We start from the raw sequence: 22,663 nt of genomic DNA on the forward strand, positions 1-22,663 counted from the left end.
CGGACCCCATGAGCAGTCATCACCAAGACAAGGCGACGTTCCTCGAACGCCTGATTTTCAACAACCGCCCGGCAGTGATCGTCATTTGCCTGCTGGTCAGCGTTTTCCTGTTCTGGCAGGCCACGCTGATCCGTCCCTCCACCAGTTTCGAAAAAATGATTCCCCTCGAGCATCCTTTTATCGAGAAGATGCTTGAGCACCGCAACGACCTGGCGAACCTGGGCAACACGGTGCGCATTTCCGTGGAAGCCACCAACGGCGATATTTTCTCCAAGGACTACATGGAGACCCTGCGCCAGATCCATGACGAGGTGTTCTACATTTCCGGTGTCGACCGTTCCGGGCTCAAGTCGTTGTGGAGCCCCAGCGTGCGTTGGACCGAAGTGACGGAGGAGGGCTTTGCTGGTGGCGAGGTGATTCCCCAGAGCTATAACGGCTCGGCCGACAGCCTCGACCTGCTGCGCAACAACGTGCTCAAGTCAGGCCAGGTTGGGCGCCTGGTGGCTAACGATTTCAAGTCGAGCATTATCGACATTCCGTTGCTGGAGTCCTACCCCGACCCGCAGGACCAGGGCAAGCTGCTTGCCCTCGACTATCGCAAGTTCTCCCACGAGCTTGAAGACAAGATTCGCAACAAGTTCGAAGCCCAGAACCCGAATGTGCAGATCCATATCGTTGGCTTCGCCAAGAAAGTGGGTGACCTGATCGACGGCCTGGTCATGGTGGTGCTGTTCTTCGGCGTGGCCTTCGTCATCACTTTGATCCTGCTGTACTGGTTCACCAACTGCATGCGCAGCACCGTTGCGGTGTTGAGCACCACCCTGGTGGCGGTGGTCTGGCAATTGGGGCTGATGCATGCGGCCGGTTTTGGCCTGGATCCCTACTCGATGCTGGTGCCGTTCCTGATCTTCGCCATCGGCATTTCCCATGGCGTGCAGAAGATCAACGGCATCGCCTTGCAGTCCAGCGAGGCGGACAATGCCCTGACGGCGGCGCGGCGTACCTTCCGCCAGTTGTTCCTGCCGGGGATGATCGCGATCCTGGCGGACGCCGTGGGCTTCATCACCTTGCTGATCATCGACATCGGCGTGATCCGTGAACTGGCCATCGGCGCCTCCATCGGCGTGGCGGTCATCGTGTTCACCAACCTGATCCTGCTGCCGGTAGCGATCTCCTACGTCGGCATCAGCAAGCGGGCGGTCGAGCGCAGCAAGAAAGACGCGACCCGTGAACACCCGTTCTGGCGCCTGCTGTCGAGTTTCGCCAGCGCCAAGGTCGCACCGGTGTCCATTGCCCTGGCGGTGATCGCCTTTGGCGGTGGCCTCTGGTACAGCCAGAACCTGAAGATCGGCGACTTGGACCAGGGCGCGCCGGAACTGCGTCCGGACTCGCGCTACAACCAGGACAACAACTTCATCATCAGCAATTACTCCACCAGTTCCGATGTGCTGGTGGTGATGGTCAAGACCAAGGCCGAAGGCTGCTCGCGCTATGAGGCCATGGCGCCGATTGACGAGCTGATGTGGAAGATGCAGAACACCGAGGGCGTGCAGTCGGCGATTTCCCTGGTGACCGTGTCCAAGCAAATGATCAAGGGCATGAACGAGGGCAACCTGAAATGGGAGACCTTGTCGCGCAACCCTGACGTGCTGAACAACTCCATCGCCCGGGCCGATGGCCTGTACAACAACAGCTGTTCCCTGGCGCCGGTGCTAGTGTTCCTCAACGATCACAAGGCCGAGACCCTGGACCGCGCGGTGAAGGCGGTGCAGGACTTTGCCAAGGACAACAACCGCGATGGCCTGGAGTTCATCCTTGCCGCCGGCAACGCCGGCATCGAGGCGGCCACCAACGAGGTGATCAAGGAATCGGAACTGACCATCCTGATCCTGGTGTACATCTGCGTGGCGACCATGTGCATGATCACCTTCCGTTCCTGGGCGGCGACGCTGTGCATCGTGCTGCCGCTGGTGCTGACCTCGGTGCTGGGCAACGCCCTGATGGCCTTCATGGGCATTGGCGTGAAGGTCGCGACCTTGCCGGTCGTGGCGCTTGGGGTGGGGATTGGCGTGGACTACGGCATCTACATCTACAGCCGCCTGGAAAGTTTCCTGCGCGCCGGCTTGCCGTTGCAGGAGGCTTACTACCAGACGCTGAAATCCACCGGTAAAGCCGTGTTGTTCACCGGCCTGTGCCTGGCGATTGGCGTCTGCACCTGGATCTTCTCGGCGATCAAGTTCCAGGCCGACATGGGCTTGATGCTGACGTTCATGCTGCTGTGGAACATGTTCGGCGCGTTGTGGCTGCTGCCGGCGCTGGCGCGGTTCCTGATCAAGCCTGAGAAGCTGGCGGGGCAGAAGGGCAATTCACTGTTCGCCCATTGATCGATGGCAGAACCTTCAGCGCAGCCCAGGTGGCGAACTGAGGTGGGAGCGAGCTTGCTCGCGATAGCGGTGTGACAGTCAATGAAGGTGTTGAATGTCCATCCGCCATCGCGAGCGGGCTCGCTCCCACAGGTTTCCATGTGCCTTGGTCATGGCGCCAACGGTAGAAACTTGCCCTGGGCCAATGAGCGGCCGATCTGTCCACGGTGCACATCGATCACTGCGTAGGGGTTGTTAGCCTTGGCGAGCAGCGAATGATAGTGCTCTCGACGCTGCGCCTTGGTCTTGAGGTGTGCAACGCTGTAGTCGGCTTTCGGCGTGTCCACCGCTTCATAATGAAAATGTGCATACCAGATGGGGAAACCATCACGGTCGTTGACGGCGTATTCCTGGAGAAAATCCTTGCGGGCCCCTGTCAAGGCCTTGCGTTCGCCGAGTCGTGCGACCTGTATCAGGTCTTTTTCGAACAAGTAACGCAGGTTGCCGTCGGTGGGCGGCAAACTCAGGCTCAGCTCGGTGCGCAGGGCGCTGCCCCGGTTGGTCAGCCGGGTAATCGCATCCGTCAGTTGGGTGCGCAGCGCCCCATCTTCCGGGGTGCGTGGCGTTTGTGAGCTTGCGATGGCGTTGTCGAGTTCGTCGGACAGGGCGCGGAATCGGCTCGCCTCATTGTTCAGGATCTCCTCGATTTCCTGGGGATAACGACAGCGCGTTTTGTAATCTTCGGCGCGGCGCAACCGCTGGTCCAGTTGACCGAGCAATTTGCGCGCATCGCGGCTTATCGTTTCGACACGCCGCGTTCTGGGTGCTGGAGCGGGTACTGACGCAGCGGCAGGCTCCGGTTGACGCACATCGACGGGGTCCCACACATCCTCATGGAGCGAATAGATGGCGACGTCCTTATTGTTATCCGCGCGCAGCTCGACGACATCTATCGGCAGGCGGGTGCCGGCCGGTTTGAAATCGCCGATCAAAACCCCGTTGTTGCGAGTCTTGATCACTTTTTTCTGCGGGCGCCCCGCGGCCGCCTTGGGACGTTTCGGTGGGCGCTTGCGGCGCTCCGGTTCCGGCTCGGGCTTGACTTCGATGGCCAGTTTGCTGGAGGCGTCCTGATACAGGCTTTCCATCAACTCGGTCAGTTGGTTGAAGTAGGGTTGGTTTATATCGTCGGGATAGAGGGTTCTCATGCCCTGCAAATGGTCCAGGGCCCTGGCGTACTGCTCGCTCAGGCTTTCCAGGACTTGCAGCTCTTCCGATGGAGTCAGCTCGTAGGTATGCAGCTCGGCGTGAGTATGTACCTGCTTTCCAAGCGGCCGAAAAACCCGGTACATGTAGTCAGACAGGCCGCCGGAATTTTTGAGTGACAATAAATTGAGCGTGCTCATTTGCAGGGATTTGGCAGTGATTGAGTTTACTGCATCCAAGGGGCGACCTTTTGTCAGTTGCTCATACACCTTGGCGCCTGCGGAACCCTGATTCAACAGTTTCTCCAGGTACTCCTCGCTGAGCTCCAACCAACGGATTCGCCGACTGTTGATGTCGATTGTTTTCTTGAGGTAGTCAAAGTAGCTTTCTGTGTGATTGAGCAATACCTCGGGCGTGGGAGGTAAAAGGCGCGAGTTTTCGTCGTTGAGCGCTTGATATTCCGAAGCGGTTGCTTCAGAGGCGATGCTCGCGTAGCCGGCTACATCGCCCATCAGCTCACGGACGCGGTCAGCAGGCAAGCTTATCTTCAGCTCGTCGCGTTCGGGCATGCTGTCGAGCAGTTTGCGGCGAATGTCGACCTGCTGTTCGAGCAGCGTGTAAAGGGTTTGACGTTTAGGCGCGCGCTGCGCTTCAGTGTAGGTGCTGCCCTCTTCGACTTTCTTCAGTACCTGTTCAGCAACGCTCACCGCCGCATGTTGCTTGGGTTGTTGGAGCGCGAAGCCGGCCAAGTCATCGAGCAGCTCCTTCCTTCTCTGGTCCTTGAGCCGCCGCTGTTCAGCGATGCGCTTGGGTGGCATGCCTCCTCGCAGGCGCAAACCCAGGTCCATGGACCACTTGCCCTGGCCGTCCGATTGCAACTGCGGGCCCAGGGTGAACGGGTCGAGTGGGTCAACGATCCTGACGACGACCTTGTTGCCTTGTGTCTCCGGTATGACTCGAAACAGTCTTCCGTCTATCAAGGCATGCCATTTGCTGTCGATCACATACAGCCCCTTGAAAGCGCCCACGCGGTAGGGCTCGGGCAGAGTCTTGGGGCGCGGCACTTCCATGTTTCGCAATTGAGTGCGTTGTTCCGGCGTCAGGCGATGGTGGGCGCTGGTGAAACTCAAGTCCAGGATTTGGCCCTGGTCATTGGCGTGCGCGTCCGGCAGGGCGACAGCCCCCTCCTGGATGCCAGGCTTCGCCGGCGCCGGCCATTGCTCGGCAATGACGCGTGGGGCTGGGGGGCGCATCGCCTGCTCCTTGAGGGATTCGGCGATGGGTGCACGAGACGGAGCAGGGATCGAGGACAAGTGGCTCGTCAGCAGGGCCAGGTTGACCAAAAAGTCGACGAAAGCGCTTTCCCGTGTTGCCGGGTCTTCGCTGGCCAGGGCCGGGATGTCATGGCTGGCACTGGCCATCAGGCTCCATAACCAGGCAATGGCCATGGCCGGACCGCGCAGCAAGGGAAACAGCAGCGTGTTGAACAGCAGACCGCCGCCTTCGAGCAACATCGCCCAGCGGCTTTCGCTGTTGGAGACTAAGTTGCGGTCGGCCTGGGTGACCAGCGCCTTTGCGTTGCAGCCATACAGGTACTGCAGCAACTGGCCGTTGTTCAGGTATTGCAGCAATTCCTCGTTGCCGCCGCCGGTGGCTAGCGTAGCAGGGGCGGGTTTTTCCGGCGCGGTAAATTCGTCGCCCTGGAGGAAGCGCACAATATGCGGTTCCTTGAACCCACCGTTGGCATACACCGGCCGGGCGGCATCAGACATCCAGATCAGGACGCTTTTTTGCACGTCACCGGCCGTGGCGATGGCCTGCAGCAGCGCCTGCTGCGTTGCAAACTCCATCAGCGAAGGCGTGCACAGCGGGCGATACAATAGGTGCGGCCCGGTTTTAGCGTCTTTCGCCTCGACAATGAACATGTTATTCACGATATCGGGTTGGGCCTGGGGCTGGCGCAGGAAGGCCAGGTGCCGGATGACGACGGGGCGCCCCTCGACCTGGCGGTCTTCGGCGTCGGGTTGCAGCAAGGCTTCGATGAACCGCAGCCCTTGGCGGGACATGCCATGTTCGTTGTTCAGCATTTGCTGCAGCGCCTGGAGCGGCAACTGCGCCGAGACCTGTTCGGCGAATACCTGCTGATGTTTCTGGGCCTGGGGCGAGTCGCCCATCAACTCTTCGCGCAGGTACTCAGGATAGGTCGCACCGATGTCGACCCGTTCGATCAATCCGTTTTTGTCGGTGATGAGTGCCTGGGTCAGCCAGGCAGGCAGTGCCAAGCCCTTGCGATGACGGATGTTCAGGTGCCCGCTTGGGCGGCCGACCAGATTGGCGATGGCCAGTTGCGTCAGGCTCAGGGTTCTTTTTTCGCTGATACCGGCGGTCCCGGGAAACCCAGCGGAAACGGTGAAGATCAACTCGACGTCGTCGGGGTGGAACTGGCTTGTGGAAACCTTGTTCGGGCTGCTGTCGTTGATTTTCTCCATCTCCGTGAGCAGCGCGTCGACGGTATAAGCGTTGATGTCGGTGATATCGGTTTGCTCTGATGCATTGTTCGTGGCACTGGCCAGCGCCAGGGTGGCGCGCCTGAAGTTTGCCTCATCGGTCGACGATGCATTTTTCAACCAATCGGGCCGTAGCGCGACCAGTCGAGTCGATGTTTGCGGCGTCAGACCTGGGAGATCGCGGAGGTAGCGGCTCGGGTCGCTCAATTCGCTGTACAGCGCCTTGAGCTCTGCCAGGCCGATCCGGGCAGGCAATTGCATGGCCCGCAGATCAGCCAATTGCTGTCCCAGTATCATGACGGCCTGGGCTTCGAAGGCATCACCGGCGAGCTCGTAGCGTTGGCAAGTGACCGTGTCGACCACGTAGCGCTTGGCGATCTGTTCACCTCGATAGCGAATGACCGCGTCCATCGATTCGAAGGGCTGTACGGTGCCACCCGGGCTGCACAGCAGGAGAGTGAGTCCATATTCGGTGTAATGAGCCAGCAGGACATCGGTGCCTGGCAGCTCGGTGGTGGTGGAACCACGGGTGACCGTGTGTTTCAGGCCATAGGCATAGACAGGCGAGGCGTTGGCCTGGAAACGCTGGGCGCGCTCCGGCCACCGGACGATCTGGTCCAGGGCTTGGCGTGCCGGTACGCTCAAGCCGGGTTGTTGCAGCCGGCGAATATGCAAGGCGTTTCTGAGGGTGTCGCTGAGGCATCGCCAGCGGCTGATGCGCAGGGTGGTTTCGCTCAGGGCGGTCGTGCTGATGTCGCCATTCCAATAACGGGTCAGCGCATCTTCCAATCCGATCGGGACGATCCAGGGCAATTCAAGCAAGCATTTTTCGACAACCGTTACGTCCAGCCTTCTATTGCCCGACCACAGGCGGCTGGGGGGCGAGTCGGAAAGATAGCAGTCAAGCGCGCCCTGGGGACTGAAATCGACGGGCGTGCCGAGGGCCAGGTAATCGAGCACCAACGGCATGAAGGGCTGGAAGTTCCAGCCTTTGGCGGCTGCATTCGGGACCGCGAGACGGGTCTTGGAGAGGTCGATGGTCAGTTCGGGGTATTTTTCCTTGAGTGCCTGCTCAAGCATGTGCTGTACGACCTGCTCGAAGGTCGGGCGGTCGGCGAAGGGCTGGCTGCGGTTTTCTTCTAGCGCAGAAACGCTGTCGGCTGGGGATAGCGAGGTCATAAGAATTCCTTTTCTTGAACGCATGGCCGTCGGAGTGACGACGAGGGTCAAGTGTCGGGATTCCCTTCCTCTGTGTGCGGTATATAGATACCACCCGCTTGGGGCGGGTTGTGTCAGGCCTGCTCGGGATCGCTGCCCAGCACCACATTCAGCGCGCTGCGGGCATCGTCCAGTTGCACCAGCGTGGCATGGCGCGCGCCGAGGGCGTCGCGGTTCTCGATGGCGGTGAGGATCGCCTTGTGCCGCGGCATCGCCAGTTCATGCAGGTTGGGCCGCTGGTTGGAGTGCTTGAGGGCTTCGGCGATGGCCACGGACAACATGTTGCATAGATTGGCGAGCAGGTCGTTGTGAGTGGCGTCGGCAATACGACTGTGGAAGTCCAGGTCCGGTTGCAGCAACGCTTCGGGCGTCGGGGCCGCTTCCATGCGCTGGTAGGCTTCGCTGATGGCGGCGATGTCGTCGTCGGTGGCGAACTGGGCGGCGAGGGCGGCGGCGGCGGGTTCGATGATGCTGCGCACGCTGGTGAGCAGGCCGAAGAACTCATTCTGCGGGCTGCTTTGCATCAACCAGTGCAGCACGTCCGGGTCGAGCATGTGCCATTCCCGGCGGGCCTTGACCACCGTGCCCACACGCGGGCGCGAATACACCAGCCCCTTGGCGACCAGTACCCGGGTGGCTTCGCGCAGCACCGGGCGGCTGACCGCATACTCTTCGCACAACAGGGCTTCGGCGGGCAATTTATCGTCCGGCTTGAAGCGCCCGGAGACGATCTGCATGCCCAGTTCCTGGACGATGCGCGCATGCATGCTTTTGCGGTCGGAGGGTTTGCGGTAATCCATGGGACGCGGCGCGATCCTGTGCGAGGGGGGTGTTGCGCATGATAGCAGGCGCGGCGATGGCGGGTCGCTAGTGCGAGTTTTTGATGCAGATGAAGAGTCTTTGTGGGAGCTGAGCTTGCTCGCGATGAGGCACTTCCAGTCAACATCTCTGTTGTCTGTTACACCGCTATCGCGAGCAAGCTCAGCTCCCACAAAAGCTCAGCTCCCACAAAATTTGCTCTCACAAAGCTTGCTCTCACAAAGCTTGCTCCCATAAGGGAGACCTGGATCAGTGAGAGTGACGCGGCACCTCGGCGCCGCGACAACCCACCAGGAAGTCGAAGTCGCAGCCCTGGTCCGCTTGCAGCACATGGTCAATGTACAACTGGCGGTAGCCGCCCACCAATAACTGTTGTGGTGGCGCGAGGTCGGCCAGGCGCGCGGCGAGTTCGGCGTCGGGGATGTCCAGGTGCAGGCGGCCGCTGGCGCAATCGAGCTCGATCCAGTCGCCTTCCTTCACGGCGGCCAAAGGCCCGCCCGCTGCGGCTTCCGGCGCCACGTGCAGGACGACGGTGCCGTAGGCGGTGCCACTCATGCGCGCGTCCGAAATACGCACCATGTCCGTCACGCCCTGGGCCAGCAGCTTGGCCGGCAAGCCCATGTTGCCCACTTCAGCCATGCCCGGATAACCCTTCGGCCCACAGTTTTTCATCACCAGGATCGAGTCGGCGTCCACGTCGAGCTCGGGGTCGTTGATCCGTGCCTTGTACTCGTCGAAGTTTTCGAACACCACCGCACGACCACGATGCTGCATCAGCTCAGGGGTGGCGGCGGATGGTTTGAGCACTGCGCCCAATGGCGCCAGGTTACCGCGCAGTACGCAGATACCACCGTCGGCGCGGATCGGGTTGTCGAGGGTGCGGATGACTTCATCCTGGCCGTAGATCGGCGCGTCCTTGGTGTTGTCGCCGAGGCTCTTGCCGTTGACCGTCAGCGCGTCCGGGTGAGGGATCAGGTTGGCTTCACCCAGGCGACGCAGCACGGCGGGCAAACCGCCGGCGTAATAGAACTCTTCCATCAGGAAGCGCCCGGACGGCTGCAGGTCGACGATGGTCGGCATGCCGCGACCGATGCGGGTCCAATCGTCCAGGTCCAGTTGCACGCCGATGCGTCCGGCAATGGCCTTGAGGTGGATCACCGCGTTGGTCGAGCCGCCGATGGCCGCGTTGACACGAATGGCGTTTTCGAAGGCTTCCTTGGTCAGGATCTTCGACAGTTTCAGGTCTTCACGGACCATTTCCACCGCACGCATGCCGGACATATGGGCCAATACATAACGGCGGGCGTCCACGGCCGGAATCGCCGCGTTGTGGGGCAGGGAAGTGCCGAGGGCTTCAGCCATGCAGGCCATCGTCGAGGCCGTGCCCATGGTGTTGCAGGTACCGGCCGAGCGGGACATGCCGCCCTCGGCCGCGAGGAAATCGTCAATGGTGATGGTGCCGGCCTTGACCTGCTCGCTCAATTGCCAGACCACAGTGCCGGAGCCAATGTCCTGGCCCTTGTGCTTGCCGTTGAGCATCGGCCCGCCGGTGACGACGATGGCCGGTACATCACAGCTGGCGGCGCCCATCAGCAGCGCCGGGGTGGTCTTGTCGCAACCGGTAAGCAGCACCACGCCGTCGATCGGGTTGCCACGAATCGCCTCTTCCACGTCCATGCTCGCCAGGTTGCGGGTCAGCATGGCGGTGGGACGCAGGTTCGATTCACCGTTGGAGAACACCGGGAACTCCACCGGGAACCCCCCGGCCTCGATCACGCCACGCTTGACGTGCTCGGCGATCTGCCGGAAGTGCGCGTTGCACGGCGTCAGCTCCGACCAGGTGTTGCAGATACCGATGATCGGCTTGCCGTGGAACTGATGGTCGGCGATGCCCTGATTTTTCATCCAGCTGCGGTACATGAAGCCGTTTTTGTCGGCGGTGCCAAACCATTGGGCCGAGCGCAGGGAGGGTTTCTTATCAGACATGATCGATTCTCTTATTGTATGACTATATTGTTCTAGCTGAAGCGTAACATAAGCGCAATTTGTGCGGTTTGGAAGTGTTGTTGGGTAAATAGTATTACTATATAGTCCGATTCAACGGAGGGATTGTCCTGGCGGTCATTCGCGAGAGAAATCCCCCGAGGTTCTATAACAACAACAATCGGAGACCGGTCCCATGAGCCAGGAACTGCGGCTTATTCGTCGCATCACTCTCAAACTGATTCCCTTCCTGATCCTGCTGTACCTGATCGCCTACGTAGACCGCTCTGCGGTGGGCTTTGCCAAGCTGCACATGGGCGCCGACATCGGCATCGGCGACGCCGCCTACGGCCTGGGCGCCGGGCTGTTTTTCATCGGTTATTTCCTGCTGGAAATCCCCAGCAACCTGATGCTGGAGCGCTTCGGTGCCCGGCGCTGGTTCGCCCGGATCATGATTACCTGGGGCGCCATCACCATTGGCATGGCGTTCGTGCAAGGCCCCCATAGCTTCTATGTGATGCGCTTCTTGCTGGGCGCGGCCGAAGCCGGGTTCTTCCCGGGCGTGCTGTACTACATCACCCAATGGTTCCCGGTGCGCCATCGCGGCAAGATCCTGGGGCTGTTCATTCTCTCCCAACCCATCGCGATGATGATCACCGGCCCGGTATCCGGCGGCTTGCTGGGCATGGACGGGATCCTTGGCCTGCACGGCTGGCAATGGCTGTTCATTGTCATCGGTCTGCCGGCGGTGCTGTTGACCTGGCCGGTGCTGCGCTACCTGCCGGATGGCCCGCAACAAGTGAAATGGATGGACCAGGCCGAGAAGGACTGGCTGGCCGGTGAGCTGAAAAAAGACCTGGAGGAATACGGCCAGACCCGCCATGGCAATCCGCTGCATGCCCTCAAGGACAAGCGTGTGTTGCTGCTGGCGCTGTTCTACCTGCCGGTGACCTTGAGCATCTACGGCCTGGGCCTGTGGTTGCCGACGCTGATCAAGCAGTTCGGCGGCAGCGATCTGGTAACCGGTTTCGTGTCGTCGGTGCCGTACATTTTCGGCATCGTCGGCCTGCTGATCATTCCCCGCAGCTCCGATCGGCTGAATGATCGGTATGGTCACCTGGCGGTGTTGTACGTGCTCGGTGCCATCGGCCTGTTCCTAAGCGCCTGGTTGTCGGTGCCGGTGTTGCAATTGGCGGCGCTGTGCCTGGTGGCGTTCGCGCTGTTTTCCTGCACCGCGGTGTTCTGGACCTTGCCGGGACGGTTCTTTGCTGGCGCCAGTGCGGCGGCGGGCATCGCGCTGATCAACTCGGTGGGCAACCTCGGCGGCTACATCGGGCCGTTCGTGATCGGTGCGCTGAAGGAGTACACCGGCAACCTGGCTTCGGGGCTGTATTTCCTGTCCTGTGTGATGGTGTTTGGCCTGGTGTTGACTGGCGTGGTCTACCGCCTGCTGGAGCGCAAGCATGTGTTGCCGGCGGATCAGTTTGCCGCCAGCGCCCGGGGGGCGACACGTACCTGAAATGACTGCGATCAACTGTGGGAGCGAGCTTGCTCGCGATGGCGATCGGACAGTCAACATCCCGGCTGAATGGGAGGCCGCTATCGCGAGCAAGCTCGCTCCCACAAGGGAATGCACCAAATTCAAGTTTTGCGTACAAGGAGAAAGATATGCGTTTAGTTCAGTTCGAATTGAGTAACGGCGAACGCCGCGTCGGTGTGGTCGAGGGCGATCAAGTGCGCGAAGTGCAGGGCGCCGGCACCGTGCGCGAGCTGGCGCTGGCGGCCATCGAAGCGGGTGTGAAGCTTGAGCAGCAGGTCAACGGCCTGGGCCTGGGTGCAAGCCATGACTACGCGCAGTTGCTCGGTGAGCTGCGCATCCTGCCGCCGCTGGATCACCCGGACCCGGCGCACCTGTTGGTCAGTGGCACCGGCCTGACCCACCTGGGCAGTGCCTCGGCCCGGGACAAGATGCACCAGCAGGCCGGTGACGAAGCGACCATGACCGACACCATGCGCATCTTCAAGTGGGGCGTGGAGGGCGGCAAGCCCCAGGCCGGGCAGGCCGGTGTGCAACCGGAATGGTTCTACAAGGGCGATGGCAGCATTGTCGTCCGTCCGGGCCACCCGTTTCCGTTGCCGCCGTTCGCCGAAGACGCCGGCGAAGAGCCGGAAATCAGCGGCCTGTATGTCATCGGTCACGATGGCAAGCCGTATCGCCTGGGCTTTGCCGTGGGCAACGAGTTTTCCGACCACGTGATGGAGCGCAAGAATTACCTGTACCTGGCCCATTCGAAATTGCGCAGTTGCAGTTTTGGCCCGGAACTTCGCGTGGGAGAACTGCCTCAACATCTGTCCGGGACCAGTCGTATCCTGCGCAACGGCGAAGTGCTGTGGCAGAACGAATTCCTCAGCGGCGAGGCGAACATGTGCCACAGCCTCGAAAACCTGGAATTCCACCACTTCAAATACAGTCAGTTCCTGCGCCCGGGGGACGTCCACGTACACTTCTTCGGCACCGCGACGCTGTCGTTCGCCGATGGCATCCGCACCCAGCCGGGGGATGTGTTCGAAATCAGCCAGGCGGAGTTCGGCGCGCCGCTGGTCAACGGTATTGCCCCGGTGGACGCGGTGTTCAATCCGGGTACTATCGGCACACTTTAAAGGAGACTTGCGATGAACCAGATCCTTGGCCACAACTACATCGGCGGGGCGCGCAGCGCGGCCGGCCAGACCCGCCTGCAGAGCGTCGACGCCAGCACCGGCGAGGCCTTGCCCCATGCATTCGTCCAGGCCACGGCCGAAGAAGTCGATGCCGCTGCCAAGGCCGCTGCCACGGCATACCCGACCTATCGCAGCCTGAGTGCGGCGCGCCGGGCCGAGTTCCTCGAAGCCATTGCCGATGAACTGGACGCCTTGGGCGATGACTTCGTCGCCGTGGTCTGCCGTGAAACCGCGTTGCCAGCGGCGCGGATCCAGGGCGAGCGCGGGCGTACCAGCGGCCAGATGCGTCTGTTCGCCAAGGTCCTGCGCCGTGGTGATTTCTACGGCGCGCGCATTGACCGCGCCTTGCCGGAGCGCACGCCGCTGCCGCGTCCGGACCTGCGTCAGTACCGCATCGGCCTCGGCCCGGTGGCGGTGTTCGGCGCCAGTAACTTCCCCCTTGCGTTTTCCACCGCCGGTGGTGATACCGCAGCGGCGCTGGCCGCCGGCTGCCCGGTGGTGTTCAAGGCCCACAGCGGCCACATGGCCACGGCAGAACACGTCGCCGACGCGATCATTCGCGCCGCCGAGAAAACCGCGATGCCGGCCGGTGTGTTCAACATGATCTATGGCGGTGGCGTCGGCGAATGGCTGGTCAAGCATCCGGCGATCCAGGCCGTGGGTTTCACCGGTTCCCTCAAGGGCGGGCGTGCCCTGTGCGACATGGCGGCCGCACGGCCCCAGCCGATTCCGGTGTTCGCCGAAATGTCGAGCATCAACCCGGTGATCGTGTTGCCCCAGGCGCTGGAAACCCGCGCCGAAAGCATCGCTCGCGACCTGACCGCCTCGGTGGTGCAGGGCTGCGGCCAATTCTGTACCAACCCGGGCCTGGTGATCGGCATTCGCTCGCCGCAGTTCACCGCCTTCACCCAACAGGTGGCCGCGCTGATCGGCGACCAGTCTGCCCAGACCATGCTCAACGCCGGCACGCTGCAAAGCTACGGCAAGGGCCTGCAAAAGCTGCTGGCGCACCCGGGCATCGAACACCTGGCCGGGCGCGAGCAACAGGGCAACCAGGCCCAGCCGCAGTTGTTCAAGGCCGACGCCAGCCTGTTGATCAACGGTGACGAGGCGCTGCAAGAAGAGGTGTTCGGCCCGACCACGGTATTTGTCGAAGTCGCCGACCAGGCGCAACTGACCGCCGCGCTGAACGGCCTGCACGGCCAACTCACCGCGACGATGATTGGCGAGCCGGCGGATTTCGAACAGTTCGGCGAACTGACGCCGTTGCTGGAGCAGAAGGTCGGCCGCATCTTGCTCAACGGTTATCCAACCGGCGTCGAGGTGTGTGATTCGATGGTGCACGGCGGGCCTTACCCGGCGACGTCCGATGCCCGTGGCACCTCGGTGGGTACATTGGCGATCGATCGCTTCCTGCGTCCGGTGTGCTTCCAGAACTATCCGGACAGCCTGCTGCCGGAACCACTGAAAAACGCAAATCCGCTGGGGATCCAGCGGTTGGTGGATGGGGTGCCGGGGCGCGAGGCGCTCTGAGGGTTGCGGTGAGGTCGTTACATTCAAGTTGAATGTGCCGGCCTCATCGCGAGCAGGCTCGCTCCCACAGGGATCTCTAGTGAATGCAAAATTTGTGTTCGCTGAAAATCCAACTGTGGGAGCGGGCTTGCTCGCGAAGGCGATCTACCAGTCTAAGTTGCTTTCGAACCTCATGGCCCAAGGCCCACTCCCACATTGGGTTATCATGGCACTTTCCCAATGACCGACTGATCACCATGACTGCCGTAACCGACACCCTGCTGCACGCCCTCGAACATTGCGACATGCTGATTATCGATGGGCTGCATGCATTCGATTTCTCCCTCGACGAGCAAGATCAGTTGCACGTCGAGTGCATGAACGGCCGCACCCTTGAGCATTGGCGTTTCACCCCGGCGCAGATGCAGGCCGCGACCTTCGACAAAGCCCTGAAGCATTGGGTCATTACCAGCGATTCGGGCGATCACCACCTGGAATGCGTGGAAGCGACCAGCGGCCACGACGATGAGGACTCCGATCATGAAGATGCGTAGTTTCTGGCCCTTGTTGATGGCCGGCAGCGTGGGCGCCATGGGCGTCCAGGCCGACACCAGCGAGCGCCACCAGTTGTTGGTGGGCTCCTACACGGCGGGCCAGAGCCAAGGCATCTACCGGTTGCAGTTCGACAGCCGCACCGGCCAGATCGACGCCAACCCGTTGCAAGTGATCAAGACAGACAACCCTTCATGGCTGACCCTGTCCAAGGACATGACCCGGCTGTTCGTGGTCAACGAAAACGGGCCGGGCCAAAAAGACCCGGTGGGCAAGGTCAGTAGCTACGCCATCGACCCAAAGACCCACGCCATCAGCCTGATCAGCCAAGTGCAATCCCTGGGCAACGAACCGACCCATTCGAGTTTGAGCCACGACGGCCAGCATTTGTTGGTCAGTAACTATTCCGTGCTGGAAAACCCGGGCGGCACCTTGGTGGTGGTGCCGGTGGGGGCGGACGGCAAGCTGACGCCAGTGGTCCAATCGGGCAGCCATCAGCCGAGTCGGGTCAATCCCGAGCGGCAGAAATCCGCTCATGTGCATTCCGCGGTGCCGTCACCAGACGGCAACTATGTGTTCGCCAATGACTTGGGGGCGGACAAGGTGTTTGTCTACCGCTACAACCCCAAGGCCAACCCCGAACTGCCGTTGACGCCTGCCGATCCGCCCTTCGTGCAGTTGCCGCCGGGCAGCGGGCCGCGCCATCTGTTGTTCAGTGGCGATGGCAAGCATGCCTGGTTGACGATGGAGATGACCGCCCAGGTCGCGGTATTCGATTACCAGGACGGTCGCCTGACCCAGCGCCAGTTGGTCGATCTGGCCGACGGCAAACCCCAGCCGGGTAAGGCAGCGGCAGCGTTGCATGCGTCCAAGGACGGCAAGTTCTTGTACGTCAGTAACCGTGGCACCACCAACGAAATCCTGGTGTTCGCTGTAGACCCGACCTCCGGCACCTTGAAGGAACTGCAGCGACGCTCCGTCGAGGGTGATCACCCCCGGGAGTTCAGCCTTGATCCAAACGAAAAATTCGTCCTGGTCGCCAATCAGAAAAGCAACCAGATCGTGGTCATCGAGCGCGATCCAAAGACCGGCCTGCTGGGCAAAACCGTTCAGAAACTGCCCATGGATGCGCCAAGCGATGTGAAATTCCTGGTGCGTCAATAACGCTCAGGCCCCGATTTCAGGGGCCTTCGCCGTTGTATCAACAAGACTGATAGTCGCTAGTATTACAAAGCATTTCAAGGCGAGACGCCTCGGCGCGTAAGTTTGCTTCACGGCCCCACCGGGCAAATCAGCCAACTGAATCCGAGGATTACCGCCATGAACCTGAATCTTTTTTCCGTGATCGCCGCTTCCGCCATCTCCGCCAACGTGGCATTGCCGGCCAGTGCCAGCATCGAGATCAGCGACAAGAAAAACCGCACCCAGAGCTACACCGAGAAATACCTGCAACAAAGCGCCAACTTCTATGCGGCGCTGGACCACAAGACCCAACACTGAACACCGCTGACCCTTGAAGCCTGCGATCTTTTCGTTTCCTACCCGGATCCCGGGGGAGAGAAAAGATCGCAGGCTTCGTGCTTGGGTTGAAAATCACCGTTGTGATATCACATGGCCATGTGTTTAAATTTGACGCTCGTTAATTGACTCCTTACCAATAAGGATCGACACCATGGCGATGCGTCTGGCAGTGATGCTGCTGTTCCTCTATTCCACCCCGATTGTCTCGGCGGCCCAGCCCGTTCCCGGTGAGCTGGAAGTCGCCCGTGAGCGATTGTTGAGTTTGTTGGGCGACTGATTGGCTCAGATAGCAATGGGCTGCATGATTGCCTTTGTGGCGAGGGAGCTTGCTCCCGCTCGATTGCGTAGCAATCGCTAAAAGGGGGCTGCTGCGCAGCCCAGCGGGAGCAAGCTCCCTCGCCACAAAAAACCCCTTAGCCACAAAAGCCCCTCTTAGCCATAGAAGCTCATTAGCCACAAAAAGTGCGCTAACTGGGCAAATGGTTACTTGGCCATGATCGCCACGAACAGCTCTGACTCGAGCAATCCCTGCAGCCAATCCTGTAGCCGAGGGTAGGGCGCCTGGGCAAACCAGTCGCGGTCGACATGGGCGAACTGCCGTATGAAGGGCAGCACGGCCACGTCGGCCAGGCTCGGGTGCTCCGCCGCCAGGAAGGGCCGGGCTTCAAGCAATGCCTCCAGTCTGCGCAGATAATTTTCACCCTCGCTACGGTAATGTTCCTTCGAGTATTCGGGATGGCGTTCGGGGTATTTGTAGCGATTCAAGTGAAGCTTGAACACTCGGTCGTTTTCCTCGACCAACGCCGCTGTCAGCGCCTGGCCTTCGGGATCGTCCCGTAGTCTCCAGTCTTGCGGATCGTGCAGGTCCAAGGCCCAGCCCATGATCTCCAGACTCTCATCGATCACCCGGCTATCGACTTGCAGCACCGGCACCGTGCCTTTGCTGGAGAGGGCGAGCATCTCGGCGGGCTTGGCCTTCAGGCTGACTTCGACAATCGCCACCTCGACCGCGCTGTAGCGCAAGGCCATGCGCGCCCGCATCGCATAGGGGCAACGGCGGAAGGAGTAGAGCGTGGCACGACTCATTTCACCTCCACCGTGCTCAACCCGTTGCCCTGGCGCCGCACCTGGATCTGCACCGGGATCCGCTCGTGCATTTCCTGCACATGGGATATCACCGCAACCTTGCGGCCCTGGGCCTGCAGGCCGTCGAGGGCATCCATGGCCAGTTGCAGCGACTCGGGGTCGAGACTGCCGAAGCCTTCGTCGATGAACAGCGATTCGATCTTCAGTGTGCTGGACGCCATCGAGGCCAGGCCCAGTGCCAGGGCAAGGGAGACCAGGAAGGTTTCGCCGCCGGACAACGAATGCACCGAGCGCAGTTCATCGCCCATCTCCGTGTCCATCACCAGCAGCCCGAGCATGCTGCCGCCGCGCTTGAGCCGGTAGCGGCGCACCAGTTGCCGCAGTTGGGCATTGGCGTGGTGCACCAGCAGGTCGAGGTTGTACGCCTGGGCCAGCTTGCGGAAGCGATCACCGGTGGCCGAGCCGATCAGGGCATCGAGGCGTGCCCAGCGCTGGTATTCGGCGTAGGCCTGGTCGATCTGCTGGGCCAGGGCCTGGTTGGCGTTCTGCCGACGTTGATCCTCGGCCTGTTCGGCGCGCAGTTCGGCGCAACGCTGTTCACTGGCGGAGAATTGCGCTTGCAGCTCGGTGAGGGCTTCGGCGAGTTGCTCGGCGGCCAGGTTGCCGTTGTGCTGGGCCTGGTGATTGTGCAGGCGTTGCTCGCGTTCGGTGAGCAGGACGCGGGCCTGTTCGATGGCTTTTTCGCTGTTGAGCAAGCGCTGGCGCAACTGGCTGACCTGTTGTTCGTCCAGGCTGAGCAGGGTTTGAAGGGCGGCATCGTCCAGTTCAGGATGGCCGGTGCGCCACTGCGCGATACCCGTATCCAGGGCCTGAAGTTCATGGTCCAGGGATTGTGCCTGTTCCTGGCGGGCCTTGAGTTCGGCGGCCAGTTGCACGAGGTTGTTGCGCAATTGCTGCAACTGCTGATTGGCCGTTGCCTCGGCCTCCCGGGTCTGTTCGAGGCTCTGGTCGAGTTGTTGCTGCCAGTGTTCGGCGCTGCTGTGCTCGCCGAGCAGTTGCGCGAGTTTTTCCTGGCCGGCCTGCTGTTGCTCGCTCAAGGTGCTGAATTGCACGCGGGCCGCTTCAAGTTGCTGGACGCGAGTCTGCTGGCGGTCCTGTTCTTTTTCCAGGGTCTGCTGGCGCTGGAGCTGTTCGCCCAGTTCGTCGCGTTGCTGATCCAGTTGCGCCAGGCGCTGGGCGATCTGCTGGTCGAGCTGCAAGAAGGTCGCGGCGGGATCGCTGCGCAAAGCCTGCAAGGTGTTCGCTGGCAGCAGGGTGCTGAAGTGGCTCAACTCTTCGTCCAGGCGCTGGCGGTCGCGGGCCAGCGCTTGCTGCTGGTTGCCCAGGTGCTGTGAGGCCTGTTGGCTGGCGACTTCGGCCTCGTGCAGGCGCTGGCCCATCCGGACGGCGTCCTGCTGCAGGGTCAGCAGGGCGGTTTGCCGTTGTTCGTCCTGGCTGATGTGCTGGTGCAGTTGGCTGTTCTGCTGGGCCAGCCAGGCGTCGCGCTTGCCCGAATCCTGGGCCAGCAGTTGCGCCGACAACGGGTGGGCTTCCAGGCTGGGCGCCAAGCCCTGTTGCTGGCTGGCGAGCTGCTCCTGCTGCTGTTTGAGCTCCTTGAGCTGGGCCATGACGCCGCTGTACTGCGCCCGTAGCTCGATGACTTTTTCGTTGAGCTGTTCGACGGCTTTGCGGGCGTTGGCCTCTTCGGATTCATCGAAGCGCCCGAGGTTTTCCAGCAGGGCTTCGGGTTGATGATAAGGATGCTCGACGCTGCCACATACCGGGCAGGGCTGCTCGTCCTGCAACTGGGCACGCAATTGCTCGACGCTTTCGCTGCGGGCCAGGCGCTGGCGTGCCAGCAGTTCGCGGGTCACGGTCAGGGCCTGCTCGGCGATGGTCAGTTCGGCCTTGGCTTCGCCGCCCTCACGCACCAAGCGGTCACGTTCCTGCAACGCTTGTTGCTGGCGTTGTTCGAGCTCGGCGCCGCGTTTGTCCAGCTCTTGCTGACTGGCCCATAGCCGGGTCAGTTCTTCGAACGCGCGCAGTTGCTTGCGGTTGTCTTGCAGCAGGTTGCCGAGCAATTGGATCTGTTCGGCCACCGCGTCGGGCTCGGCGCCCGCTTCCTTGTACAGCACCTCGAGGTCTTGTCGGCGGCTGGCCAGTTCTTCGGCGGCGCGGGCGGCGCTGTGTTCCAAGGTGGCGAGTTCGGCCTGGCCCTGGTTCAGGCGATTGCCGATCAGCATCAGTTGTTGGAGACGATCGCGATAGGCGTTCCAGGCGTCGCTCAGCGGCGCCAGGTGGGTGCTTTGCTCAAGTTCGCCGGCGATGCGCTGCAAGCGCTCGGCCACCTGTTTTTGCTGGTCGAGCAAGGTATCGATGGTGCGCTGGCCTTCGGTGCACGCCTGTTGCGCCTGTTCCTGGCGCTCGGCGGCCTGGCTGGTGTCCTTGGCGAGGCGGGCCAGGCTGCTTTGCTCTTCAAAGGCCTGGCGCAGCAACGGCGCGCTGTCGCTGCTTTGTTGCCGGGCTGCGGCCTGTGCCAGTTGCGCGGCGTCCAGGCGTTTTTCCAGTTCGGCCTGTTGTTCATGCAAGTCGATCTGCTGTTGGGTGAGCTGCTGGATCTGCCCGGCCAGGGGGTCGAGTTGTCGGCTCAACTCCGTCTGACGAATGAACTGATGGCGCTGGGGCGCCAGTTGTTCCAGGCGGGTCAGTTTCAGGCGTTCGTCGGCCAGGGCGTCCCAATCGACCTGGGCCTGTTGCAACTGCTCGGCGGCGCTGGCGTGTTCGTCCTGCAGCTGGCGCAGGTCCCGCAGCCAGGTGTGTTGCTGCTCCAGTTGCTTGAGCTGCGCCTGCTGGGTCTTGAGCTGCTGCTGGGCGTCATTGAAACGCTGGTCCAGCTCGGCCCGGGCTTCGGGAACCAGCGGCGTGACGCCGCTGGCCTGGTCCTGCAATTGCCGGTGGCTGTCCTTGGCTTGCTTGGCCTTGTCGAAGGCGCGGCGGCCGAGGCGGGTATACAGGGCGGTGTCGGTGAGTTTTTCCAGCAGTTCGCTGCGGTCGTTGTCATCGGCCTTGAGGAACGCGCTGAACTCGCTTTGGGCCAGCAACACGGCGCGGGTGAACTGCTCGAAGTTCAGGCCCAGGGCGGCTTCGAGCTGGGTCTTGTATTCGCCTTTCTGGCTCGCCAGCAATTGATCGTTGTCCAGGTCCCGCAAGCTCTGGCGGCTGGCTTGCAACTTGCCGCCGGCCTTTTCCCGGGCGCGATTGGCTTCCCAGCGGGCCCGATAGCGGCGCCCGTCTATGCCACGAAAATCCACTTCGGCAAAGCCGTCGCCGGTGCCGCGGCGCAACAGCGTGCGCGGGTCACCCGTGGCGATATCGCCATCGACGTCCGGCACCTTGGCGTCGCGCCCGGTGTTGTTGAGGCGCGGCACGGCGCCGAACAGCGCCAGGCACAAGGCGTCGAGCAGCGTGCTCTTGCCGGCGCCCGTGGGGCCGGTAATGGCGAACAGGCCGGCGCTGGCCAAGGGTTCGGCTGTGAAATCGATTTCAAAAGGCCCGGCCAGGGACGCCAGGTTCTTGAGGCGGATCGCGAGAATCTTCATGGCTGCTCGCTCTCCATCTGCACGTCTTGCAACAGCACGGCAAAGTCCTTGAGGGTTTGTTCGTCCACTTCGTTGCCGTAGGTGTCCTGCCAGGCGCGGCTGAACAGTTCCTGCGGGCTGAGCTGATCGAGCTCCACCAACGCACCGTCGTCATCGGCACCGCCAGTGCCACCGTTGCCGGCGTACTCGGCGCCGATCCGTACCAGGCGCACGGCCTTGCCTTGCAACGCGGTTTCAACCTGGTGGCGCAGGTCCGGCTGCGGTTCGTCGAGGCGCACCCGCACTTCCAGCCAGGGTTGGCGCTGGATGTCGGCCAGCAGGTCGATGTCGGGCAGCTCCTTGAGTTGCCCGAGAATATCGGCCAGGGGGGCCGGGCCCAGGCGTTGAAGATTGACGGCCCGGGGAATCAGGCGTGGCTCGACCTTGACTAGGATCTCGCCGTCCAGCGTGACGTCGAGAATCTGGTGCTGGTAGCCAATCTCCGAGAACGACAGTGGGATCGGCGAGCCGCTGTAGCGGATGCGCTCTTCACCGTTGACCTTCTGCGGTTTGTGCAGGTGGCCGAGGGCTACGTAGCTGATGCTCGGGCCGAACAGGCTGGCGGGCAGGGCCTCGGCGTTGCCGATGATCAGGCTGCGCTCGGAATCCTCGGACACCGAGCCGCCGGCCATGTGCGCATGGCTGACGGCGATCAGCGCCTGGCCTTTCTTGCGCTTGCTGTTGGCGGCAGCGATCAGCCACTCGTGCACCTGGCCGATGCCCCGCAGGTAGTCGTCACCCAGTTGCGCGCCGGTGACTTCGGCGGGGCGCAGGAACGGCAGGGCCAGGCACCACGCCTTGACCTTGCCCTTGGCATCGGGCAGCGGCAATAACAGCCGCTCGACGTCCAATTGGCCGTCGTCCAGCCACAACACCCGGCCCAAGGCGTGGGTGCGCAAGCGGCGCATCAGCGGCGCGGGCAATTCGATACGCGAGCCGGAGTCGTGGTTGCCGGCGATCATGACAATGGTCAGGTTGGCGTTTTGTTCATGGGCGCTGACGATGAAATCGTACAGGCGCTCCTGGGCTTTGACCGGCGGGTTGACGGTGTCGAAGATGTCACCGGCAATCAGCAGCACGTCGGGTTTTTCCTGGCTCAGCTGACGCAGCAGCCAATCGAGGAAGCAGGCGTGTTCGAAATCGCGTTCCTGGCCGTGCAGGTTTTGCCCCAGGTGCCAGTCGGAGGTGTGAAACAGACGCAAGGTGAACTCCAGAAACAGATGATGGCCGCGGTGAAGAGGGGGCGGCTAAAAGAAGGAGAGTTTACTGGGAAACGGAGGGGAGGATTTGGTCAACTTCATTGGATCTATCTGAACACGACCCTGTGGCGAGGGAGCTTGGTCCCGCTCGATTGCGTAGCAATCGCCAAAAAGGGGCTGCTGCGCAGCCCAGCGGGAGCAAGCTCCCTCGCCACAAAAGCCACAAAAGCCACAAAAGCCACAAAAGCCACAAAAGCCACAAAAGCCACAAAAGCTGAAAAGCTGAAAAAGCTGTGAAGGCT

General features: G+C 61.8%; 15 protein-coding genes. 9 read left to right on the plus strand and 6 right to left on the minus strand.

The window, feature by feature from the left end:
- Nucleotides 1-8 precede the first annotated feature (8 nt).
- On the plus strand, nt 9-2,384 hold the full coding sequence (locus ACLH0I_RS13770; protein ID WP_207965261.1) for an efflux RND transporter permease subunit: 2,376 nt from the start codon (nt 9-11) through the stop codon (nt 2,382-2,384).
- Nucleotides 2,385-2,533: 149 nt separating this feature from the next.
- Here ACLH0I_RS13770 and ACLH0I_RS13775 read toward each other — a convergent pair whose 3' ends face one another.
- The 3 genes from ACLH0I_RS13775 to ACLH0I_RS13785 form a co-directional block, all read right to left on the minus strand.
- The gene (locus tag ACLH0I_RS13775) at nt 2,534-7,252 is read right to left on the minus strand and encodes a dermonecrotic toxin domain-containing protein (protein WP_411387369.1); all 4,719 of its coding nucleotides are present in this window, start codon (nt 7,250-7,252) and stop codon (nt 2,534-2,536) included.
- A gap of 113 nt (nt 7,253-7,365) precedes the next feature.
- Complete coding sequence (locus tag ACLH0I_RS13780) at nt 7,366-8,091, minus strand: FadR/GntR family transcriptional regulator (protein WP_411387370.1); 726 nt, start codon at nt 8,089-8,091, stop codon at nt 7,366-7,368.
- Between the two features lie 268 nt (nt 8,092-8,359).
- Nucleotides 8,360-10,096: an IlvD/Edd family dehydratase gene (locus tag ACLH0I_RS13785; RefSeq protein WP_411387371.1), complete on the minus strand. Its 1,737-nt coding sequence runs from the start codon at nt 10,094-10,096 to the stop codon at nt 8,360-8,362.
- A 193-nt stretch (nt 10,097-10,289) separates the two neighbouring features.
- Between ACLH0I_RS13785 and ACLH0I_RS13790 the strand changes: the two genes are divergently transcribed.
- From ACLH0I_RS13790 to ACLH0I_RS13820, 7 genes are all read left to right on the plus strand, one after another.
- Nucleotides 10,290-11,612: an MFS transporter gene (locus ACLH0I_RS13790; RefSeq protein ID WP_250964410.1), complete on the plus strand. Its 1,323-nt coding sequence runs from the start codon at nt 10,290-10,292 to the stop codon at nt 11,610-11,612.
- A gap of 149 nt (nt 11,613-11,761) precedes the next feature.
- Nucleotides 11,762-12,754: an AraD1 family protein gene (gene araD1 / locus ACLH0I_RS13795; protein WP_186728536.1), complete on the plus strand. Its 993-nt coding sequence runs from the start codon at nt 11,762-11,764 to the stop codon at nt 12,752-12,754.
- Between the two features lie 12 nt (nt 12,755-12,766).
- Nucleotides 12,767-14,347, plus strand: a complete 1,581-nt coding sequence (locus ACLH0I_RS13800) for an aldehyde dehydrogenase (NADP(+)) (RefSeq protein ID WP_186728537.1) — start codon at nt 12,767-12,769, stop codon at nt 14,345-14,347.
- A 236-nt stretch (nt 14,348-14,583) separates the two neighbouring features.
- Nucleotides 14,584-14,880, plus strand: a complete 297-nt coding sequence (locus ACLH0I_RS13805; RefSeq protein ID WP_250964407.1) for a DUF5629 family protein — start codon at nt 14,584-14,586, stop codon at nt 14,878-14,880.
- On the plus strand, nt 14,867-16,042 hold the full coding sequence (locus ACLH0I_RS13810; protein ID WP_411387372.1) for a lactonase family protein: 1,176 nt from the start codon (nt 14,867-14,869) through the stop codon (nt 16,040-16,042). Before ACLH0I_RS13805 ends, ACLH0I_RS13810 begins: the two co-directional genes overlap by 14 nt.
- A 156-nt stretch (nt 16,043-16,198) precedes the next feature.
- On the plus strand, nt 16,199-16,378 hold the full coding sequence (locus ACLH0I_RS13815; protein WP_186704886.1) for a hypothetical protein: 180 nt from the start codon (nt 16,199-16,201) through the stop codon (nt 16,376-16,378).
- A gap of 172 nt (nt 16,379-16,550) precedes the next feature.
- Nucleotides 16,551-16,676: a hypothetical protein gene (locus ACLH0I_RS13820; protein WP_272971873.1), complete on the plus strand. Its 126-nt coding sequence runs from the start codon at nt 16,551-16,553 to the stop codon at nt 16,674-16,676.
- Between the two features lie 206 nt (nt 16,677-16,882).
- On the opposite strand, the gene ACLH0I_RS13825 is transcribed toward ACLH0I_RS13820, so the two are convergent.
- Genes ACLH0I_RS13825 through ACLH0I_RS13835 form a run of 3 tightly spaced genes read right to left on the minus strand, consistent with a single transcriptional unit; the run spans nt 16,883 to nt 22,364 of the window.
- Complete coding sequence (locus ACLH0I_RS13825) at nt 16,883-17,485, minus strand: glutathione S-transferase (protein ID WP_250964405.1); 603 nt, start codon at nt 17,483-17,485, stop codon at nt 16,883-16,885.
- The gene (locus ACLH0I_RS13830; protein WP_411387373.1) at nt 17,482-21,123 is read right to left on the minus strand and encodes an AAA family ATPase; all 3,642 of its coding nucleotides are present in this window, start codon (nt 21,121-21,123) and stop codon (nt 17,482-17,484) included. Before ACLH0I_RS13830 ends, ACLH0I_RS13825 begins: the two co-directional genes overlap by 4 nt.
- The gene (locus ACLH0I_RS13835; protein WP_411387374.1) at nt 21,120-22,364 is read right to left on the minus strand and encodes an exonuclease SbcCD subunit D C-terminal domain-containing protein; all 1,245 of its coding nucleotides are present in this window, start codon (nt 22,362-22,364) and stop codon (nt 21,120-21,122) included. The genes ACLH0I_RS13830 and ACLH0I_RS13835 overlap by 4 nt, the downstream gene beginning before the upstream one ends.
- Between ACLH0I_RS13835 and ACLH0I_RS13840 the strand changes: the two genes are divergently transcribed.
- A complete protein-coding gene (locus ACLH0I_RS13840; RefSeq protein WP_411387375.1) occupies nt 22,350-22,658 on the plus strand; it encodes a hypothetical protein in 309 nt (102 codons plus the stop codon). The genes ACLH0I_RS13835 and ACLH0I_RS13840 overlap by 15 nt on opposite strands.
- Nucleotides 22,659-22,663: the final 5 nt, after the last annotated feature.

It is taken from the genome of Pseudomonas sp. MPB03 (genome assembly GCF_046605385.1).
GTDB classification, from domain to species: Bacteria; Pseudomonadota; Gammaproteobacteria; order Pseudomonadales; family Pseudomonadaceae; genus Aquipseudomonas; species Aquipseudomonas zanjanensis.

Excerpts from the sequence above, each read along its gene's own strand:
- ACLH0I_RS13790 (WP_250964410.1), top strand. The coding sequence starts at position 10,290 with ATGAGCCAGGAACTGCGGCTTATTCGTCGCATCACTCTCAAACTGATT.
- ACLH0I_RS13830 (WP_411387373.1), bottom strand. The coding sequence starts at position 21,123 with ATGAAGATTCTCGCGATCCGCCTCAAGAACCTGGCGTCCCTGGCCGGG.
- araD1 (WP_186728536.1), top strand. The coding sequence starts at position 11,762 with ATGCGTTTAGTTCAGTTCGAATTGAGTAACGGCGAACGCCGCGTCGGT.
- ACLH0I_RS13825 (WP_250964405.1), bottom strand. The coding sequence starts at position 17,485 with ATGAGTCGTGCCACGCTCTACTCCTTCCGCCGTTGCCCCTATGCGATG.
- ACLH0I_RS13805 (WP_250964407.1), top strand. The coding sequence starts at position 14,584 with ATGACTGCCGTAACCGACACCCTGCTGCACGCCCTCGAACATTGCGAC.
- ACLH0I_RS13800 (WP_186728537.1), top strand. The coding sequence starts at position 12,767 with ATGAACCAGATCCTTGGCCACAACTACATCGGCGGGGCGCGCAGCGCG.
- ACLH0I_RS13780 (WP_411387370.1), bottom strand. The coding sequence starts at position 8,091 with ATGGATTACCGCAAACCCTCCGACCGCAAAAGCATGCATGCGCGCATC.
- ACLH0I_RS13815 (WP_186704886.1), top strand. The coding sequence starts at position 16,199 with ATGAACCTGAATCTTTTTTCCGTGATCGCCGCTTCCGCCATCTCCGCC.
- ACLH0I_RS13810 (WP_411387372.1), top strand. The coding sequence starts at position 14,867 with ATGAAGATGCGTAGTTTCTGGCCCTTGTTGATGGCCGGCAGCGTGGGC.
- ACLH0I_RS13770 (WP_207965261.1), top strand. The coding sequence starts at position 9 with ATGAGCAGTCATCACCAAGACAAGGCGACGTTCCTCGAACGCCTGATT.
- ACLH0I_RS13820 (WP_272971873.1), top strand. The coding sequence starts at position 16,551 with ATGGCGATGCGTCTGGCAGTGATGCTGCTGTTCCTCTATTCCACCCCG.
- ACLH0I_RS13775 (WP_411387369.1), bottom strand. The coding sequence starts at position 7,252 with ATGACCTCGCTATCCCCAGCCGACAGCGTTTCTGCGCTAGAAGAAAAC.
- ACLH0I_RS13785 (WP_411387371.1), bottom strand. The coding sequence starts at position 10,096 with ATGTCTGATAAGAAACCCTCCCTGCGCTCGGCCCAATGGTTTGGCACC.